At 72.8% G+C, this 19033-nt stretch carries 22 protein-coding genes; 8 read left to right on the top strand and 14 right to left on the bottom strand.

All coding sequences use genetic code 11. The features are described from left to right. Positions 1–8: 8 nt before the first annotated feature. Together ACZ7EC_RS05785 and ACZ7EC_RS05780 are read right to left on the bottom strand one after the other, a co-directional pair. Positions 9–233 carry a hypothetical protein gene (locus ACZ7EC_RS05785; RefSeq protein WP_093676705.1) on the bottom strand — a complete coding sequence of 75 codons (225 nt, stop codon included), beginning with the start codon at positions 231–233 and terminating at the stop codon, positions 9–11. Positions 234–756: 523 nt separating this feature from the next. Continuing rightward, a complete protein-coding gene (locus tag ACZ7EC_RS05780; RefSeq protein ID WP_471059733.1) occupies positions 757–1035 on the bottom strand; it encodes a hypothetical protein in 279 nt (92 codons plus the stop codon). A 78-nt stretch (positions 1036–1113) separates the two neighbouring features. Here ACZ7EC_RS05780 and ACZ7EC_RS05775 point away from each other — a divergent pair, with 78 nt between their 5' ends. The 6 genes from ACZ7EC_RS05775 (at position 1114) to ACZ7EC_RS05750 (ending at position 7350) form a co-directional block, all read left to right on the top strand. After that, positions 1114–1872, top strand: coding sequence for a GntR family transcriptional regulator (locus tag ACZ7EC_RS05775; RefSeq protein WP_471058508.1), 759 nt, complete (start codon positions 1114–1116; stop codon positions 1870–1872). Between the two features lie 675 nt (positions 1873–2547). Further along, positions 2548–3414, top strand: coding sequence for a hypothetical protein (locus ACZ7EC_RS05770; protein ID WP_471058505.1), 867 nt, complete (start codon positions 2548–2550; stop codon positions 3412–3414). A 48-nt stretch (positions 3415–3462) separates the two neighbouring features. Next, the gene (locus tag ACZ7EC_RS05765) at positions 3463–5376 is read left to right on the top strand and encodes a trypsin-like serine peptidase (protein ID WP_471058502.1); all 1914 of its coding nucleotides are present in this window, start codon (positions 3463–3465) and stop codon (positions 5374–5376) included. A 33-nt stretch (positions 5377–5409) separates the two neighbouring features. Further along, the gene (locus ACZ7EC_RS05760) at positions 5410–5913 is read left to right on the top strand and encodes a GNAT family N-acetyltransferase (protein ID WP_471058499.1); all 504 of its coding nucleotides are present in this window, start codon (positions 5410–5412) and stop codon (positions 5911–5913) included. A 79-nt stretch (positions 5914–5992) separates the two neighbouring features. Then, positions 5993–6952, top strand: coding sequence for a D-2-hydroxyacid dehydrogenase family protein (locus ACZ7EC_RS05755; RefSeq protein ID WP_471058496.1), 960 nt, complete (start codon positions 5993–5995; stop codon positions 6950–6952). A 119-nt stretch (positions 6953–7071) separates the two neighbouring features. Continuing rightward, positions 7072–7350: a chaplin gene (locus tag ACZ7EC_RS05750; protein ID WP_471058493.1), complete on the top strand. Its 279-nt coding sequence runs from the start codon at positions 7072–7074 to the stop codon at positions 7348–7350. 158 nt (positions 7351–7508) lie between these two features. Here ACZ7EC_RS05750 and ACZ7EC_RS05745 read toward each other — a convergent pair whose 3' ends face one another. The 10 genes from ACZ7EC_RS05745 to ACZ7EC_RS05700 all read right to left on the bottom strand — a co-directional run bounded on the left by ACZ7EC_RS05745 (position 7509) and on the right by ACZ7EC_RS05700 (position 14152). Beyond that, positions 7509–8375 (bottom strand): tyrosinase family protein, encoded by an 867-nt coding sequence (locus ACZ7EC_RS05745; protein WP_471058490.1) that lies wholly within the window; start codon positions 8373–8375, stop codon positions 7509–7511. Beyond that, a complete protein-coding gene (locus ACZ7EC_RS05740) occupies positions 8359–8937 on the bottom strand; it encodes a tyrosinase cofactor (RefSeq protein ID WP_471058487.1) in 579 nt (192 codons plus the stop codon). The genes ACZ7EC_RS05745 and ACZ7EC_RS05740 overlap by 17 nt, the downstream gene beginning before the upstream one ends. Positions 8938–9042: 105 nt before the next feature. Then, positions 9043–9546, bottom strand: coding sequence for a hypothetical protein (locus tag ACZ7EC_RS05735; RefSeq protein WP_471058484.1), 504 nt, complete (start codon positions 9544–9546; stop codon positions 9043–9045). 206 nt (positions 9547–9752) lie between these two features. Next, positions 9753–10244, bottom strand: coding sequence for a DUF5949 family protein (locus tag ACZ7EC_RS05730; RefSeq protein ID WP_471058481.1), 492 nt, complete (start codon positions 10242–10244; stop codon positions 9753–9755). 154 nt (positions 10245–10398) lie between these two features. Further along, the gene (locus ACZ7EC_RS05725; RefSeq protein WP_471058478.1) at positions 10399–10689 is read right to left on the bottom strand and encodes a hypothetical protein; all 291 of its coding nucleotides are present in this window, start codon (positions 10687–10689) and stop codon (positions 10399–10401) included. Positions 10690–10816: 127 nt separating this feature from the next. Continuing rightward, positions 10817–11647 (bottom strand): hypothetical protein, encoded by an 831-nt coding sequence (locus ACZ7EC_RS05720; RefSeq protein WP_471058475.1) that lies wholly within the window; start codon positions 11645–11647, stop codon positions 10817–10819. 230 nt (positions 11648–11877) lie between these two features. Further along, positions 11878–12117, bottom strand: coding sequence for a chaplin (locus ACZ7EC_RS05715; protein ID WP_471058472.1), 240 nt, complete (start codon positions 12115–12117; stop codon positions 11878–11880). 212 nt (positions 12118–12329) lie between these two features. Beyond that, on the bottom strand, positions 12330–13067 hold the full coding sequence (locus ACZ7EC_RS05710) for a chaplin family protein (protein ID WP_471058470.1): 738 nt from the start codon (positions 13065–13067) through the stop codon (positions 12330–12332). A gap of 162 nt (positions 13068–13229) precedes the next feature. Beyond that, the gene (locus tag ACZ7EC_RS05705; RefSeq protein WP_471058467.1) at positions 13230–13457 is read right to left on the bottom strand and encodes a chaplin; all 228 of its coding nucleotides are present in this window, start codon (positions 13455–13457) and stop codon (positions 13230–13232) included. 284 nt (positions 13458–13741) lie between these two features. Next, positions 13742–14152, bottom strand: a complete 411-nt coding sequence (locus ACZ7EC_RS05700; protein WP_471058465.1) for a rodlin — start codon at positions 14150–14152, stop codon at positions 13742–13744. Positions 14153–14400: 248 nt separating this feature from the next. On the opposite strand from ACZ7EC_RS05700, the gene ACZ7EC_RS05695 reads away from it, so the two are divergent. Then, positions 14401–14811, top strand: coding sequence for a rodlin (locus ACZ7EC_RS05695; RefSeq protein WP_471058462.1), 411 nt, complete (start codon positions 14401–14403; stop codon positions 14809–14811). A gap of 209 nt (positions 14812–15020) precedes the next feature. Beyond that, positions 15021–15428 carry a rodlin gene (locus tag ACZ7EC_RS05690; RefSeq protein ID WP_471058460.1) on the top strand — a complete coding sequence of 136 codons (408 nt, stop codon included), beginning with the start codon at positions 15021–15023 and terminating at the stop codon, positions 15426–15428. A 73-nt stretch (positions 15429–15501) separates the two neighbouring features. On the opposite strand, the gene ACZ7EC_RS05685 is transcribed toward ACZ7EC_RS05690, so the two are convergent. Together ACZ7EC_RS05685 and ACZ7EC_RS05680 are read right to left on the bottom strand one after the other, a co-directional pair. Continuing rightward, entirely contained in the window at positions 15502–16353 is an 852-nt protein-coding gene (locus tag ACZ7EC_RS05685) for an ABC transporter permease (protein WP_471058457.1), read from the bottom strand. Continuing rightward, positions 16350–18998 (bottom strand): alpha/beta fold hydrolase, encoded by a 2649-nt coding sequence (locus ACZ7EC_RS05680; protein WP_471058454.1) that lies wholly within the window; start codon positions 18996–18998, stop codon positions 16350–16352. Before ACZ7EC_RS05680 ends, ACZ7EC_RS05685 begins: the two co-directional genes overlap by 4 nt. Between the last annotated feature and the right edge of the window lie 35 nt (positions 18999–19033).

Below are 19033 nucleotides of genomic sequence, written 5' to 3'. Positions count from 1 at the left end.
GGGATGGTTCACCGCCTTCTCAGCATGCGAACGGCGACGAGTCGGGTTCGCGCGTGCATGGTCAGCAGTTCGCCGGACTCGAAGAGGAGCTGCTTGGCGCCTTGAGGGAGTTGGAAGAGGTCGGCCACCCGACAGGGCAATCCCCCGAGTTGGATGACGTCGCCTCGTTGCACGGTGGCCGCGGTGACCTCGACGTTGGAGACCAGCGCGCCGCCGAGTGCCCGGCCGCTCACCGCTCCGCCTCCGCCTTCATGGAGCGGGGAGACACCGTGTGGCACGGGCAGGCGCACGTCTCGTACACAAGCGGCAGGTCGATCGGTGCGGAGACCGGCGAGGACTCGACGCAAGCAAGGTGTATGCCGATGCAGCACACAGCCGACCGGTAGGAAATGGCCGACGTCTCGGTGATGTGGGGCCGCTTGGGAGGAAGCATCAGCAACCTCCCGCGAGAGACGACCACGCCTCAGCCGGCATGTGAGAGGTGACCACCACCGCGCGCCGCCGTACTCGTTGCTCCCAGGCCAGCACGTATGGGCGGACGAGCGCGTTTTCCTCCCCCGCGAGCGGGAGGCGGTGCTTCGCGGTTTCGGTAGCCCGGCCCAGGACCGCCGTCGGGGCGTCGGCAGGGACGGGCAGGACAAGGGCGGCCGGAGGCCGAGAGGGTGTTAAGGGGCGGCGGTGCCTGCCCTTGCGGGCGTACCGCGCTCTGGCGAGTGCGGCAGCGCGGCGGATACGGTTGAGCACGCTGTTCAGCTCCTATCGCTGATGGCTCGGTCCCCCGACATCGCCCGTCATGGGGACCGTTTTGCGTACGGCCGCCCAGAGGGTGCGGCCGTTCAGGCTGGTGGCGAGAAGCCCGAACCGATCGGCCTCCGCCACGACTTCCAAGACCTCCCGCCAGGACTCGGCCGGAAGCGACTCCGGCACCTCCGCTTCGATTGACCAGGACCGGTCGTGTTCCTCCAGGCGTGCGGGGAGCCCGAGGGCCGACAGCCGGGCAGCGATGGCCGCCGCGCTAACTCCCGAAGCGGGCACAGGGCAGCCTCCGTCACCGGCGATCACTTTAAGTGAAGCTAGTTAACTAGATTAGAGCTAGTGGACTAGATTTTCCATATGCCTGAGCAGCCGCCCTATCTCCGCATCGCCGACGAACTCCGGCGGCGGATCGCGGAGCACGTATGGGAGCCCGGAGACCGCCTGCCGTCCCGCGCCCAGATCGGCCAGGAGTGCGGGGTCGGCGAAAACGTCGTCCGCCGGGCTCAGGAGCTGCTGATCTCCCAGGGGGTGCTGGAGGGCCGCGCTGGTTCCGGCACGTATGTCGCCGAGCCGCGGCAGCGGGTGCGCATGGTCCGGTCGTCCGCACGGGAGCGGCCCGACGGGTCGCCGTTCCGGGCGGACATGAAGGCCGTGGGCAGGCAAGGGGATTGGGAAAGCCGGACCGACGCCAAGGTGCCGGCTCCGGCGGACATCGCGGCACGGCTCGGTATCGCCGAAGGTGATCTCTGCGTCCGGACGACGTACGAGTTTCTGGGCGACGGCAGGCCGGTGCAGCTGTCCACGAGCTGGGAACCGTACGACCTCACCGCGGGCACCCTCGTCGTCCTACCCGAGGGAGGGCCGCACGCCGGGGAAGGTGTCGTGAACCGCATGGCCGCGATCGGCATCACCGTCAGCCACGCCGTCGAGCAGCCCGAGCCCAGGCAGGCGACCGCCGAGGAGGCGTCGATACTCGGCATCCAGAAGGCCGCGCTCGTCACACACATCCGGCGGACGTACTACAGCGACCAAGGGCGGCCCGTGGAGACGGCGGACATCATCGTGCCCGCGGCGCACTGCGAGATCGTCTACGAGATTCCGATCAACCGCCAGTAGAGAACGGTAGGAGACCGTCGCTTGGGAGGCAGCAGGTGTCGGCCTACCTGCGGCGCCGGATGTACCAACCCACCGCCAGCACGATGAGGACACTGACCACGAAGGCCCATACCGTGACGGCGCCGTCGTACGAGCGGTAAGCCACGAGAGCATGCATGCTCTGCCGGATACCCAGGACACGTGAGCGCAGGCGGGAGCCGTGCGCGCCCGCGGGTCGAATGCGTGTCGAAGTGCAGCCGATGACACGCACGGCGCCGGAAAAGAAGCAGGTCAGCAGAGCTGCGGACCAGAATCCACCAAGCGCCTTCTAAGCGCTTGGCCGCAGGTTCGAGTCCTGCCGGGGGCGCCGTCCGTTGCCCTCCCCCAAGGGGAGGGCTTTTCGTTCCGGTGCGGGTCTTGGAGCCTTGGCGAGGCCCGGCGGTGAGCGGTGGTCGCCGGGCAGGGCATGGCCGCCATCGAGGCTCTCTCTCGGTCACCGCGCCGACCGCCCCGGCGAAAGCTCCGGTGCGCGACCGTCCGTGCAGGTCAACCCGCGCCGTCCGGCGGCGTGATGAGCCCGTACGGCGCCGGTCCAGGGGTCGGGGAAGCAACCCGGTGGCGCCCGTACGCCCTCTTCCCGGTCGACGGAGCGATGTGGTCGAAGCGGCCCGGCCGTTCCCGACCGAAGGGGGATCGTTGGGCCGCAACACGATGCGGGTGCTGGGTGTCGCCGGTCTTGTCACGGCGCCCTTGCTGGGAGCGGCCGCGGGAGCGGTGGCCGATACGGCGGGTCCGGGCACGCCGGGCGTGCGGCTGGAGTACTACGTCCCCGGCCACCGGCTCCTCGCCCCCGGTGAGCCGCTCTGGTTCGGCATCGAGGGCATGCCGCCGGGCTGGGACCGGGTGGAGATCACCTCCCCGGCGCTGCGGAAGCCCGCCCTCCTCGTCCCCGTGAAGAAGGGGGCGCGGGAGTCGATGGAACCGGCCGGCGACGGAGGCCCGCACATCCGGGAGGGTCTGCGGGCGGGCAGCTATCCGGTGACGGCGACCAGCCACGGCCGCACCGTCGCCACCACCCGCGTGAAGGTGATCGGCGAGGACGCGGCGGAGGTCTTCCGGTTCGTCATCGGCCCCGCCGGCGCGCTGCCCGGCGACACCACGCCCGCGCGGGTACGGCCCGGCAGCGGCATCCGGGTGCTCCTCGACGACCTCCGCGGCGACCCGGAGGAAACCTCCCTCACCGTCACCTCACCCGTCTTCACCGGTCCCGTCACCATCAGGACCGGCAGCCCGGACGACCCCGGCTGCACATGCGACGACCCCGGCACGGTCTACGCGGGCCGGGGCCGCATCCGTGCCGACGTGCCCCCCGGCCGCTACTCCATGACCGTGACAAGCCACCACGGGAAGCAGACCACCACCCAGCAGGTCACGGTGGCCGGCGAGCCCGTCGCCCACGGTCCTTCCCCCGCCGCCGTCGGCGCCGCGTCGGCGGGGGCCGCCGTCCTCGTCGCGGGCGGCGTGATCGCCGTACGCCGGCGCCGCTCCCGCATGTCCGGCTGAGCCACTCCCGTTCCGGGGCAGCCGTTCCACACGTCAAGAGAGAGTTCCTTGCACATCACCCGCAGACGAATATCCCGCCTCGCCGTGCCCGCGGCCGGAACCGCGCTGTTCCTGACGGCGGGGGCGGCCCTCGCCCACGCCCACGACGCCGGGGAGCAGGACGCCAGGACTCCGTCCGCCCACGCGGCCACCGCACCGGCGCCTTCCGTCACCCCCCGCCCCACGGCACAGGCCGGGAAGCCCTCCACCCCGCCCGGCGACGGCACCTGGTCGGACGACGCCGCCACCCGGTTCTGGACCCCCGAGCGCATGGCCTCCGCCACCGACCCGGCCCAGCCCGCGCCCGCGACGGCGACGCCTCCCGGCACCGGCCCCCGGACTCGCCGTACGGTGCCGGACGGCGTGGCCGCCGCCATGCCGCAGGCCGAGCACTTCCCCGGTCTGAAGTCCGTCGGCACGATCTTCACCTATGCCAAGGACCCGACCGACGACACGATGCGCGCCCACAAGTGCACCGCGAGCGTGGTCGACAGTCCGGGGCACAATCTGGTCCTGACCGCCGGACACTGCGACGGCGGCAACGCCGTCTTCGTGCCCATGTACACCACCGAACGCCCGCTGGACGAGCAGCCGTTCGGCTTCTACCGGGTCACCGGGTGGTACACGGACAACCGGTACACGCACAACACCAAGAAGCCGGTCTCCGACCTGGACTTCTCCTTCGGCCGGCTCGCCCCGGCCCGGGACGGCGGGCAGGCCCAGGACGTGGTCGGCGCGAACACGCTGCGCCGCACTCCCGGTTACCTCAACAAGGTCACGATGGTCGGCTACCCGTCCAGCCACGACCCCGAGGACCACCCCGTGCGCTGCCCGGCCCAGACGGAGGCGCTGCCCGGCTTCTACCAGATCCAGGCCAGATGCGGGGGCATGTGGGGCGGCGTCTCCGGCGGCCCCTGGTTCTCCGAGGTCGACTGGTCGAAGGGAACCGGCGTCATCATCGGCAACGTCGGCGGCTACAACGGCGGCGGCAACGACGCCGACGTCGACTGGCTCACCTACAGCCCCCTGCACGGCGACTGGTTCTTCCGCCTGTACGACGAGGCGAAGGCCGACACCTACCAGCCCCGCACCACGCCCTACGCCCAGCCGCCCCTGCCCTACTCACCGGGAAACGGCGCCACGTGGGCCCACGCCAGACTCCTGGCCTCGGGCGACTACACCGGAGACGGCAAGGGCGACCTGATCGTCGTCTGGACCGACGGTGAGGTCACCCTCTACACCGGCGACGGCGACGGCGGCTTCACCGGCGAACGCCGGCTGGCGGCACCCGGCGGCACGTGGAAGGACGTCAAGTCGCTGACCGGCGGGGACTTCTCCGGCGGCACCGGCTCCGATCTGCTGGCCGTGTGGAAGTCCGGCGAGGTGCGGCTCCTGCCCGACGTCGGCACCAAGGGCCTCGCGGGGGGTGTCAAGCTGGCGGACGCCGGTTCCGTCTGGAGCAACGCCGATCAGATCGCCGGGGGCGGCTTCGGGACCGACGGGTACGTGACGGACCTCGTGGTGCGCTGGAGCGACGGCGAACTCACCGACTACACCGCGGTCGGCGACAAGGGCTTCGGCACCGAGCACCAGCTCCAGAAGCCCAACGCCCTGTGGAAGCACGCCATCCTGGTCACCGCGGGCGACTTCACCGGCGGCAACCGGTGGGACACCCTCGTACGCTGGTCGGACGGAGGAATCTCCCAGTACCAGGAGACCGGGCCCGCGGGCCCGGGCAAGGAGATCACGATGGCCGCCGCGGGCAGCGTCTGGTCCCACGACTCGGTGATGACCGCGGGCAGTTACGACGGCGACGGCCGGCCCGACGACCTCCTCGTGCGCTGGTCCGACGGAGAGACCGCCGTCTATCCGCACACCGGGACGGAGTTCGGCACCGAGCACATGCTCGTCGCACCGAAGTGACAGCACGCAGAAGCCCGTTGTTAGGCTGCGCCCATGCCCGTTGACGCCCGGCACGTCGCATTGCGTACGGCCCGCCCCCAGGACGCGGAGGCGGTGGCGGAGATCTGGTACCGCGGATGGCGCGACGGACACCTGGGACACGTTCCCGAGGCGCTGGTCGCGGTGCGGACACGCGAGTCCTTCGGGGAACGCGCCGCGCACCGCCTGTCCGATACGACGGTCGCGGTCGCCGGCGGCGAGGTCGCGGGGTTCGTCATGGTGGTCGGGGACGAGGTCGAGCAGGTCTACGTCTGTGAACGGCACCGAGGCAGCGGGGTGGCCGCCCGGCTGCTCGGCGAGGCGGAGCGCCTGGTGGCGGCCGCCGGTCACCGCCGGGCGTGGCTGGCGGTCGTACCGGGCAACGCCCGCGCGCGGCGGTTCTACGAACGCAACGGCTGGGCGGACGAGGGGCCGATCGAGGGCTACGCGCCGCACGACCAGGGACAGGTGCCGGTGCCCGTGCACCGGTACGTGAAGCGGCTCGCGGCCAGGGCTTAGCGGCGGCCGGCCGACGATACTTCGGATGCCCGGAGCGCCCGGCGTGCCCGGAGCGCCCGGTTCGAGAGGGGAGAACGGCGTGCCACTGCGCTGTGCGGTGCTGGACGACTACCAGGGCGTGGCCACCGAGTCGGCCGACTGGTCGGTGCTCGGGGACGCGGTGGAGGTCGTATCGCTGCGTGTGCACCCGGTCGACGAGGACGCGCTCGCCGCGGCGCTCGCCGGGTACGACATCGTCGTCACCCTGCGCGAACGCGTCGCGTTCCCCGGCTCGTTGCTCGCCCGGCTGCCCCAACTGCGGCTGATCGTGGCGACCGGGATGCGCAACACCGTGATCGACTACGCCGCGGCCGAGGCACGGGGCGTCACCGTGTGCGGCACGCAGAGCTCGGGGACTCCCCCCATCGAGCTGACCTGGGCGCTGCTGCTCGGGCTCGCCCGCGGGATCGTCGAGGAGAACACGGCGCTGCGCACCGGCGGGCCCTGGCAGTCCACGGTCGGCGCCGATCTGCACGGTGCCCGCCTCGGTGTGCTCGGACTCGGCCGGATCGGCGCCGGGGTCGCGCGGGTCGGGCTCGCCTTCGGCATGCGCGTCTTTGCGTGGAGCCCGCGGCTGACCAGGGAACGGGCGGCGGAGAACGGTGTCGAACTGGCCGCCTCCAAAGAGGAGTTGCTGGCCGGCAGCGACTTCGTCTCCGTGCACGTGCCCGGCGGGGACCGCACGCGCGGGCTGATCGGCGCCGCCGAACTCGCCCTCCTGAAGCCGAGCGCGTACCTGATCAACACCTCCCGCGCCTCGGTGGTGGACCAGGACGCCCTGCTCGCCGCGCTGCACGAGGGCCGGATCGCGGGCGCCGGCGTCGACGTCTTCGACATCGAGCCGCTGCCCGCCGGCCACCCGATGCGCACCGCCCCGCGCCTGCTCGCCACCCCGCACCTCGGGTACGTCTCCGCGGCCAACTACCGGACGTACTTCACCCAGGCGGTGGAGGACATCCAGGCGTACCTGGCGGGCTCGCCGGTACGACGACTGCCCTGAGCTCTGTTGAAAGGGTGATCCGCCGCTGATCACCGTGACCCCTGTCGGACGGCCGCGTTGAACGGGGAGTGCGACGGCAGGACCAGCCGTCGCGTATCCCGAGCGACAGGAGGAACGTGATGTCTCGCATCGCGAAGGCGGCCGCCGTGGCCCTCGGCACCGGTGCCGTGGTGATCGGTGGGGCCGGGATGGCTCTGGCCGACGCGGGCGCCCAGGGTGCGGCCGTCGGCTCGCCCGGTGTGCTGTCCGGCAACGCGATCCAGGTTCCGGTCAACATCCCGGTGAACGTGTGCGGCGACTCCGTGGACGTCATCGGCCTGCTGAACCCGGCCTTCGGCAACACCTGCGTCAACCAGGGCGGCACCCTCGCGCGGGGCGACAGCAGCTACGGCGACTGAAGCACCGGCGCGCATCGCGAAGGGCCCCGGCACCTCCGAGCGCCGGGGCCCTTCGCGTCCACCACGGGGCCCAGAGCCACCGATCCGGACCACCGGCACGAATCCACCGGTCCCAGCCACCGGCGTGAACCCGGCGACCCGAACTCACCGGCACCGCCTCAGGCGTACCGGTAGACCCCGCTCATGTCCTCCAGTTGGTCCGGCGTCACGTTCCACGGCGGCAGCTTCTCATGCCGGGCGACGACCCGGCCGTGCTGCGCGTCCCCGGCGCCGGGCGGTTCGGCAGGCAGGTAGCGGTGGCTGCTGTGCGCGCGCTGCCAGCGCTCCCACAGCATGTCGAGGTAGGCGTGGTGCACCCAGAACACCGGGTCGTTGACGGACGCGGCGCCGAGCATCGCCCCGCCGACCCAGCGGTGCACCCGGTTGTGGTTGTGCCAGGAGGCGCTGCCGCTGCCGGTGCCCCAGCCCTCCAGCTTGTTCCGGAAGCCCTGGGTGACGGTGGAGTCCCAGGGCCGTACGTCGTAGACCGGGTCGTTCAGCGCCCAGTTCACGTCGTCCTGCGTGGGCAGTTGGATGGGTGAGGCCGCGCGGCCGAGGTCGCGGGTGAGGTAATGGCCGTCGGTGACGCCCACCGTGATGGTCCAGTTGCCCGTGGCGTAGGCGAACGGACCGGTGGTCACCTGCTGGTCGGAGCGCCGGCCGTTGCCGCCGAGCAGGTCCTTGGTCCAGGGCACCGACGTCGCCGTGCGGTCCCGCGTCCAGTCCCAGTACGGCACCGTCACCGAGGAGTCGACGCGGCGCAGCGCGTTCTCCAGGTCCAGCAGGAACCGGCGGTGCCAGGGCAGGAAGGACGGCGCCATGTGGGCGGCGCGCAGCTGGGTCTCGCCGTCGGCGGCGAAGTACGCGATGTGGGTGCGCACGAACTCGTCGTACTCGCCGCGCCGCTTGACCTCCAGCAGGGCGTCCACGAAACGTTTCCGCTCGTTCGCGGTGAGGGCGCCGACGTTCTTACGCACGTACGCCATGCCGGCCCCCCGTCCCCATGCCCGCGCCCATGTTCATGCCACCCGTGCCGCTCATGTCCATGCCGCCCATGTCGAGGGTGACGCCCATGCGGCCCAGCATGTCCTTGACGCCGTCGGGCAGGGCGCCGTCCAGCGGGCCCGGTGCCGGTTCGCTGAGCCGCTGGCCGGGGCCGAGTTCGTCCACGGCGGCCCGCGCCGCCTCGCGGGGTGTGCGGTACGACGTGTAGTGGTCGAGCATGCTCAGCCAGGTGCCGTCGGCGCGCCGCATCAGATGCAGCGGGCGCCCGTCGACGGTGATCCGCCAGGCGTCGTCGGCCGTGCTCCGACCCGCGTCCGGCAGCCGGACCCCCTGGATGCGCCGGCCCCGGTACGTCTCGTCGAAGGAGTCACCGCCGGCGGCCGGCGGCACCGGCCGGGACGCGGCGACGACCGGTGCGAGGGCGACGGCGGCGACGCAGGACAGCAGTCCCCGCATCATCCGCCGCCGCCCCGGACCGGTCGCCGTACCCGCTCTGACCTGCTCTGTCGCGCCCGCCGCAACTGCGTCGTCGCCGTCGACCATCGCACTCTCCTCGTCCGGGGACAGATGTCTGACCCGCTAACGGACAAGGAGGGGCCGGGTCACCGGGTGTACGGCCGAACGGCGCTGGTGAGGGAGCCCTTGGGGTTACCGGGCCGGGCCCACGCCCAGTTCGCCGCCGGCGACGGTGCGCAGGGCCGGGGCGAGCAGGCCGGCCTCGGGCAGGCGCAGCTCCGGCAGGCCGAACCGGTGCGGGTCGGGCGCGCCCAGCGGGGCGCCCAGGTTCAGGCCGGGCCCGTCGGTGTGCAGGCCGGCGGCGGGGGCGTCGAGGCCGAGCCGGTCGCCGAGCGGACGCGGCAGCGGCGCCCGCAGGTCGGCGCCGGGCAGCGTCCCGCTGATCGGCAGCCGCGGCAGGATCGGCTCGGGCAGCAGCCGGCCGGTGACATAGCGCGGCCCCTCGGGCGCGCCCGGCGTCAGCAGCGGCACCTCCAGCGTGGCCTCGGGCGTCCGCGTGCCGAGGGACTGGGAGACGCCCTGGAGCGGCACGGGCACCGGGACCGCGCCGGCCGCGGCGGCGGGGGTGGTCGCGCTCACGGTGGCCGCGACACCGGTGAACACGGCGGCGAGGGTTCCTCGAGTGGTCGGCTTCATATCGGGTTCGGCCCTTTCCGGGTACGGGAGTGAGGCGTCCGTACCGCGTAACTGGCGTGGCCGGGACGGAGAACGGGGTCGGCGCGCAATTCCCCCGGCTGCCGTAATGGTCGGCTGGTCATGTTCGTAAGGGGTGTACGGCCTGGTGTACGGCCCGGTGCCCGCGCAGCCGCCGTATGCCGGGGCCCCGGTCGTCCGCCATGCCGTCAGCCGCGCAGGCTGGTGGCCGGCAGGACGACGTGCGCGGCGGCGTGCAGGGTCTCCGGAGCGCCGGCGAACGCGGCGAGCGCGGCCGGCTGCACGATGCTGCCGGGCGCGCCCTCGGGCCAGGCGCGGGTGGTGAAGACCAGGTAGGCGAAGCCGCGGGCGCGGACGGCGGTGAGCCACTCCGGCGGCGCGGGGGCCTGGGCGATCAGCCGCGGCATCCGGACGACGGCCTGCCCGGCCTCCACCAGCAGGCTGATGGGCAGGCTGGGCCGGTGGGTGCCGTCGACCAGGTCGCCGCCGACCGGCAGCCCGTTGCTCTCCAGCAGATGCTCGACCGCGGCGGCGGTGACCTGGGGGCCGCCCGCGGCGTCCCCCAGGGAGTAGGCCAGCAGGTAGGGCATGTCGGTGCCGTCGGGGGCCGCGCCGCTCCAGGGCAGCACGACCAGCGTGCCGAGGTCGGCGGGGCGCAGTTCCGTGGGGGTTGAGGTCACCGCGCGACCATACCGACGCGTCCGGGGGCGGCCCGGCGGCTTCTCACCCGTCCGGAGCAGTGGGCCGGAGGGCTCCACACGAACGAGGGAAGCGGTCTCGAACGGCACGGGGCCGGCACCGCGGATGCGGTACCGGCCCCGGTCGCCGGGGGCGTCAGCGCTGCAGGGGCAGGCCGCCGAGGAGCGGGTTGCGCTGGTTCAGCGCGGTGGTGGCGCCCTTGACCGTGTGCAGCACGGAGTCCTTGTCCTCGGTGTCGAGGGCGTTCGACTGGTGCTGGAGCGGCATCAGGTCCCGCAGGTTGTAGTCACCCTTGGCGAGCTGGTCGACGGCGCCGTTGAGGCTGGAGGGCGTCAGGTCGGACGCGCTGTAGGCGAACGCGGGCGCGGCGACGCCGGCGAGGGCGACGGATCCGGCGAGGACGGCGGCAGCCTTCAGGGGCTTCATCGTGTTCCTTTCTTCGGCAACGACGTGCTCAACGAGCGCCGCGGCGGGGCGGAAACCCCGTGGCCGAGAAGACATATGAACATGCCTCGGCCGGAAAGGTGCCGGCTGTCCGGGGCCGGGCTCGGGGTCAGCCTGCCGTGGCCGGCAGGGCGGCCGTGCTCGGGAGGGTCGTCGCGCTGGCCGTGGGGGTCGGCAGGCCGGGGATGGCGGCGAGGATCTTGTCGATCAGGGCGGTGGCGGTGGCGACCACCTGGTCGACGTCGGAGACGGCCGCCTGCACCAGGGCGTCCACCGCGGCCAGCACATCGCCGAGGAGGTCACGGGCGGCGGGCGCGCTGCGGGCCATCCCCTGCGGGGCCGGGCCGGACGGCACGGCCGGGGACGCGGACGGCTTGGGAAGCGCCGACTGGGACTCGGAACCCGAGGGCACCGGGGCGGGCGCCGAAGGAGTGGCGGGGGTCGCCGGCTTGGCCGGGGTGGCGGGGGTGGCGGGGGTCGCCGGCTTGGCCGGGGTGGCGGCGGCCTGGGGCTTCGTCGCGGCCGTCGCGGCGGCGGGGGCGGCCGGTGCGGCGGGCGTGGGCGTCGCGGCGGCCGGTGGAGCCGCGGGTGTCGTCGCCCCCGGTGCCTTCGCCCCGCCGAGCGTCCCCTCGGCCGCCGCCTGTACGAGGGCCTGCTTCGCCGCGTCGCCGAGCCGCTTGGCCTCCGCCGCGGACAGCCGGCCCTTCGTCAGCGTGCGGTCGAGCAGCTGGACAACCGGCTTGGGCAGGGCGCCGGCGTCGTCCAGCGCCCTGACCCGGACGAGGAGCTTCGCGGCGCCGGGCAGTGCGCTCTGGGAGGCGGGGACGTCGGCACGGTCTCGCGCCATGTCGACGGCGACGGCGACCGGGCCGGTGATGGCGGCGATGACGGCGGCGCTGAGGACGGTGGACGCGAGTCGCCGTGCGGGCAGAGGGCGCATGAGGGGTTCCTTCCGGATGGGCATCAGGGTTCTCAGCCCACCGTCAGTTGGCCCCGCATGCCCCGCAACCGCTCACCGCGCCAAGTGCCCCGTCCGGGCCCGCCCCTGCCCCGTCCGGGGGATCGGCGCGGGCGGCAGGGGAACCGGGCGGACATGGGAACCGGCCGCCCGCCCCCGCGACGGATGCGCGGGGCGGACGGCCGGTCGGAGGGGTGTGTGCGCCCCGGACGTCAGCCGTTGACGCAGGTGTTGCCGAACGCCGGGTTCAGCAGGCCGATGACGTCGATGCTGTCACCGCAGACGTTGACCGGGACGTGGATCGGGACCTGGATGACGTTGCCCGAGATGACGCCCGGCGAGTTGGCGGCGACAGCGTCCGCGCCGGAGTCGGCGGCGGCGACACCGGCGGCGCCGGCGACGGCCGCGACGGCGGCGGAGGTCAGGACCAGACCCTTCGCGATACGCGACATGGAGAGGTGCTCCTTGGAATAGACACAACATCCGGGCGGATGCCCGGCGTTGTGTCAACGCGTCGCGCCTCCTCGGGTTGTGCCGCCAAAGGGGTGATGTGCCGCGGAGGCCGCCTCGCGGGGGCGTGCCGGCCCATGCCGGAAACCCCCGCACGGCTGCGCGCGGGGGTCCTGGTCGGCGGGTGCCGGACGCTGGGCCCGGCACCCGGCGGTCACCGGCGGGTGACCGTCCGGCCGCGGCGGTACAGCACCGCGCCCGCCATGATCAGCGCGGCGCTGGCGGCCGACGTCGCGATCATGGCCTTGGCGTTGCCACCGGTGTGCGGCAGGGTCGGGGGCTCGTCGCCGCCGTACCCTCCGGGCGGGGTCGGCGCGTCGCTGCCATACCCTCCGGGCGGGGTCGGCTCGTCGCTGCCATAGGAGGTGGGCGTCGGCGTGGGCTCGTCGCTGCCGTACGAGGTCGGCGTCGGCTCGTCGCTGCCGTACGACGTCGGCGTCGGCGTCGGCGTCGGCGTCGGCTCGTCGCTGCCGTACGACGTCGGCGTCGGCTCCGGATTGCCGTACGAGGACGGCGGCGGCGTGGGCTCGTCGCTGCCGTAGGTCGTGTGCGTCGGCTTCGGGGTCGGGTCCGGCTTGCCGTAGGAGACCGGCGGGGTGGGATCCGGCTTGCCGTACGAGTCGTCGCCGTACGAGTCGTCACCGTAGCCGGACGGGTGTGAGGGGGCCGAGTGGTGGCCGGTGTTGGCACAGGAGTTGCCGAACGCGGGGTTCAACAGCGCGGCCACGTCCACGGAGTTGCCGCAGACGTTGACCGGGATGTGCACCGGCACCTGGACGCTGTTGCCGGACAGCACGCCTGGTGAACCCTGGGCCGCAGCCTGCGTGTTGGAGTCGGCGAGCGCGGCGGTGCCGTACAACGAAAGCACGCCGGTCGCGGCAGCTGCGGCCACGACTGCGCCCTTGCTGAGGGTCTGTCGCAATCTCGTAGTCTTCCTGCTCGAACTGCTCGAAGATGTGGGAAGGCCGGCCTCGGGCCACAGGATCTGGGGGATCGACGGTCCGAGGCCGGCCAGAACGCAGCCGGCGGGCTGGCGTGCGGTGGGTACCGAACGTCAGCCGTTGGCGCAGGTGTTGCCGAACGCGGGGTTCAGCAGACCGATGACGTCCACGGAGTCGCCGCACAGGTTGATCGGGACGTGCACCGGGATCTGGATCACGTTGCCGGAGAGCACGCCCGGAGAGTTCGCGGCGACCGCTCCGGCCCCGGCGTCGGCGAAGGCGGGGGCGGCCCCGCCCAGCGCCAGGAGGGCACCGGCGATGACTGCAGCGCTCTTCTTCATAAGTTTTCCCTTCTCTGACGGTCATGCCCCTATGAGCGGTCGAAACCGAGCGAGCACGGCCTTGAACGGCTCGCACCATGACCGGCAGGTTCTAAAACGAGGGATAGACAACCCGAGAAACTCTGGAACGTGCCCGGCCCCCTAATTCACTCGAACGCCCCCATAGAATTGACACCTTGGACGATTAACGGATAGGTGCTTCTTCGGGAAGAAGGACAAAAACGTCCGGGCGCCGCACCGAAAACACGGTGCGGCGCCCGGACGGCACTCGGGGTGGGGCTTGCTCAGCTGCCGACGGCGCCGTTGCCGGCCAGGACGGAGATGTCGTCCGCGACGTGCGAGAGCGGCTCGTCGTCCTTGGCCTGCGTGGAGTTCTCGGCGCACTGCTGGATCTGCGGCGAGGACAGCACGGGGATGTCCTGGACACCGACGTTGACCAGGGCGAGCACCGACTGGACGTCTGCCTTCACCGGCAGACCGACGCACAGCTCGTTGAGCGAGCCGCCCACCAGGGTGGCCTGCGGGCTCAGGTTGCCGCGAGTCACCGCGTTCCCGAACGACTCATGGGCGGCGTTGCCGCTGGCCGACGTGGTGCCCGTGTCGTTGCCGATGGCAAGCGCCTGAGGGGCCGCCGCCGCAGAGGCACCGATGAAAGACGCGGCGACCGCCGCCGCGGCCATTGCCTTCTTCAGCATTTCGCATTCCTTCCCTGGCTTTCGCCAAGACGCATGTTCCTGCCCTCGCATCAACAGGACCGGCGCCGTTTGGTTGCGGGGGGTCACCCGATCGGATCGTCCGGCCGTATTCACCGGCATTCACCGTCTCTTCGCCGGCGCCCGCGAAATGTGCGCCATTGGAGTGAACGAGGGCAACCCGTGAGCGCCCGGCCCCGTTGAACCAGATCGCTCCGGTGGACGGGGTGTCTTCAGAAGGGAATCAGCAAGTGATCAAGAAGGTTCTGGCCACCGCCTCGGTCGCCGCCTCCGTCGTGGGTGTCTCCGCCGCCGTCGCGGCACCGGCCCTGGCCATCGGCAACGACACCGGTACGACGACCTACAGCGGCAACGGCGCCGCGCAGACGTACGGCAACTCGGCCACCTACGGCAACATGAGCCCGCAGATGGCGCTCATCCAGGGCTCGTTCAACAAGCCCTGCATCGGCCTGCCGGCCAAGGCGGACCTGCAGTCGCTGGTGGGCCTGGTCAACGTCGGCGTTCAGGACATCCCGATCCTGTCCTCGCCGCAGACCCAGCAGTGCACGGAGAACTCCACGCAGGCGAAGGGCGACGAGGCCCTGTCGCACATCCTGGACGACATCTCCGCCCTGTCCGGCAACGGCGCCGCCGGCAGCTGAGCGCTCGCTCCGCGCGACGGCGGGTCACCGGCTTTTCCCCCGGCGGCCCGCCGTTCCGCTGTCCTGGCGCCGTATCGCCCGGAGGGCGTTCATCCATTCATCCGACCACACTGCTCCAAACGGGGCAAACGCCGCAACCATGCTCCCGCCGGGGCAGTTGACGGTCACGCAGCTCCTCCCCGGAGTCCGCCTTTCGAAAGGGAACGAACATGAAGAAGCTGTGGGCAACCGCGGCCGTTGCCGCCTCCGTCGCCGGTCTCGCCGGTGCGGCGGCCCCCCAGGCCCTCGCCATCGGCAACGACCACGGCACCACGTCGCTCAGCGGCAACGGCGCCACGTCGGCCTTCGGCAACTCGGCCACCGCCGGCAGCATGAGCCCGCAGCTCTCGCTGGTCGAGGGCTCGCTCAACAAGCCCTGCATCGGCCTGCCGGCGAAGATCGACGCCCAGTCGCTGGTCGCGCTGGTCAACGTCGGCGTTCAGGACATCCCGATCCTGTCCTCGCCGCAGACCCAGCAGTGCACGGAGAACTCCACGCAGGCGAAGGGCGACGAGGCCCTGTCGCACATCCTGGACGACATCTCCGCGCTCTCGGGCAACGGCGCCGTCGGCAGCTGAGCAGCCGACTCCCGCGGCGGCGGGTCACCGGTTCCCCCGGTGGCCCGCCGCTTCGTCGTGCGGGGACCGGCGGCTAGGAGACGACGTCCTTGCGGGCGAACCCCCGGAAGGCCAGCGCGAACAGCACGAGCGCGCAGGCGACCGAGAGCGCGGCTCCCTGGATCATCCCGGACCACTCGGCGTGCGGCTGGAGGGCGTCGGCCCAGGCGAACTGCCAGTGCGCGGGCAGGAAGGCGCGCCAGTGGCCCAGCGCGGTGACGGCGTCCAGGACATTGCCGACGATGGTCAGCCCGACCGCGCCGCCGACCGCCCCGAGCGGGGCGTCCGTCTTCGTCGACAGCCAGAACGCGAGCCCCGCGGTGACCAGCTGGGACACGAAGATGTACGCCACCGCCACCACGAGCCGCTGCACGGCCGTGCCGGCGTCCAGTTCGCCACCGGTGGGTATCTGGAGCGGTCCCCAGCCGTAGGCGGCGGTGCCGACGGCGAGGGCGACGAGCGGCAGCAGCAGCATCGCGGCGAGGCTCAGTCCGAGCGCCACCACCAGCTTGGACCACAGCAGCCGGGCCCTGGGCACGGGCGCGGCCAGCAGATAGCGCAGCGAGGACCAGTTGGCCTCCGAGGCCACCGTGTCCCCGCAGAAGAGGGCGACCGGCACGACCAGCAGGAAGCCGGCCGACACGAACAGGCTGACCGCGGCGAAGTTGGCCCCGGACGCGGTGGCCGTGTCCATCAGGGTGACCTGGCCGTCGCGCGACGAGGGGTGGCCGACGGCGAAGGCGATCACCAGCACGAACGGCAGGACGGCGAGGAGCGCGCCCATCACCAGGGTGCGGCGCCGCTTGAGCTGGCGGACCAGCTCCACGCGCAGCGGCAGGGTGCCCCGTGTGCGGTAACCGGAGGCCACCTCGGTGAGCGTGCTCATGCGGAATCTCCGATCAGGGTGAGGAACGCGTCCTCCAGGCGCCGGTGCGGGCCGACCGAGGCGACCGGCACCGAGAGCCGCACCAGCTCCACGACCAGCCGCTCGGCGGTGCCGCCCGCCGCCAGGCGGACCAGCAGCCCGTCGTCGGTGCGCACGGCGGAGGCGACGCCGGGCAGCGCGGCCACCTTCTCCGCCACCGCCTCCTGCACGGGCCCCGCGGTGCCGACGAGCAGGGTGTCGCCGGAGCCGACGATGTCCCGCACGGGACCGGCCTGGACCAGCCGGCCGCGGTCCATCACCACGAGGTGGGTGCAGGACTGCTCGACCTCGGAGAGGAGATGGCTGGAGACGATCACGGTGCGTCCGGCGGCGGCGTAGCGGATCATCACCTCGCGCATCTCGCGTATCTGGGGCGGGTCGAGACCGTTGGTGGGCTCGTCCAGGATGAGCAGGTCGGGCAGGCCGAGCATGGCCTGGGCGATGGCCAGGCGCTGGCGCATGCCCTGGGAGTAGGTGCGCACCGCGCGGGCCAGCGCGTCGCCGAGCCCGGCGATCTCCAGGGCTTCGTCCAGGTGGGCGTCCTTGGCGGGGCGGCCGGTGGCCCGCCAGTACAGCTCCAGGTTCTCCCGTCCGGACAGGTGCGGCAGGAAGCCCGCGCCCTCCACGAAGGCGCCGACCCGGCTGAGCACCGGGGCGCCGGGGCGGATGGCGTGCCCGAAGACGCGGATCTCGCCCTCGTCCGGGGTGATCAGGCCCATCAGCATGCGCAGGGTGGTGGTCTTGCCCGCGCCGTTGGGCCCGAGCAGACCGAGCACCTGGCCCCGCTCGACGCGGAAGGACAGCTCGCGCACCGCGTACCGGTCGGCGGACCCGGTGTACCGCTTGGCGAGGCCGTCGATGACCAGGGGGACCTCGGCCAGCGCGGGGTCGGGCGCGGGGGCGGTCGTACGGCGGCGGGCGGTCAGCAGCAGGGCGGCGGCCACCCCGGCGCCCGCGAGGGGCAGCCACCACACCCAGGCGGGCAGCGGGGCCGCGGCGGTGCGCACGGCTGGCGCCGTCGGAACGCTGAGGGCGCTCTTGAGGGTGACGGTGTACGCGGCGGGGGCGGCCGGTGAGGCGTAGCCCAGGTCGGTGGCGGCGAGGACCAGGCGGAGCCGGTGGCCCTTCTGCACCTCGTGGTCGATCGCCGGGAGGGTGACCGTGACGTCCTTGCCGCTCTTGGCACCGGTCACCCGCAGGGGGGTGACGAGCTGGGAGGGCAGCACCTGGTGCCCGCCGTCCGGGCCGACGTCGTAGACCTTGCCGAACAGCACGGCGTCGCCGCTGGTCGAGGTCACGTGGATGCGGGCGGTGGGGGTGCCGGTGATCCGCAGGGTGCGGGTGAGCGGGGCGGAGTCGAAGCGGGCGTACTGGCCGGGGAAGTCGAGGGAGGTGCCGAGGCCGAGCGCGGAGAGCTGCCCGAGGCCGCCGCCGCCCAGGCCGGGCAGCGCGGAGACGGCGGGCGGGCTCGCGCCGGCCGGGTTGGCGAAGTGCTGCCGGCCGCCGGACAGCGCGATGCTGTGCCGGTCGGCGCGCAGGCCCGGATAGCTGTTCGCGCTCGCGCCGCGGAGCTGGGCGGTGCCGTCCGTGGAGTCGACGCCGCCGGTGCGGGTGATCCGGAAGGCGGGGCCGGTGCCGGCGCTCCGGTCGCCCTTCAGGTACCGGTCGAACCAGGCGCGCACCCGGTTCTGGACGCGGCCGGTCTCCAGATCGCCGCCGTCGTGGCCGCCCGCGACCCAGTCGACGTCGACGGGGGCGCCGTTGGCCTTGATGGCGTGCTCGGCGGCATCGGCCTGGCCGAGCGGAAAGAGCGAGTCGGTCTGGCCCTGGACCAGCAGGGTGGGCACCTTGATGCGGGAGCCGACGGCGGACGGGGAGCGCTCCTGGAGCAGGGCGCGGGCGGCCGCGTCCGGGGTGCCGGAGGTGGCGATCCGTTCGTACATCCGGCACAGGGCGGGTTCGAAGCGGGCGCAGCCGCCGCCCTCGCCGAAGAAGACCCCGGCCCACAGCTTCTTGTAGACGCCGTTGGGGAACAGGGCGTCCGCGAGGTTCCAGTAGGTCAGGGCCGGGGCGATGGCGTCCACCCGGCGGTCGTGGCCCGCGGCGAGGAGGGAGATCGCGCCGCCGTAGGAGCCGCCGGCCACGCCCACGCGGGGGTCGCCGGGCCTGTCGAGCCGCACCTGGGGCTGCTTCGCGAGCCAGTCGATGAGCCGGGAGACGTCGGCGACCTCGGCCTTCGGGTCGTTCAGCCCGATCTTGCCGGTGGACCTGCCGAAGCCGCGCGCGGACCAGGTCAGGACCGCGTATCCGTCGCGGGCGAGGTCCTCGGCCTGCTGCCGCATGTCGTCCTTGCTGCCGCCGAAGCCGTGTGCCAGCAGGACGGCGGGGCGGCGGCCGGCGGGGCCCGCGGTGAAGTACGAGGTGTCCAGGCGCACACCGCCCGGCATGGCCATCATCCGGTCGGCGCGGTGCACGGGGGGCGGTCCGCCGGAGGCGGCGGCCGTCCAGGTGCCGGCGCCGGCGAGCACCACGACGGCGACCGCGGCGGCCACCAGCCGCCGCGGTCCGCTGAGCAGCCCTCGCAGCCGGGCCACACGAAGATCCATGCCTCAACGGTACGGGCCGCCACCGACATCCACCG

The sequence above is a fragment of the Streptomyces sp. NPDC037203 genome (genome assembly GCF_055605065.1).
This window is presented reverse-complemented; position numbering and strand designations above follow the sequence as displayed.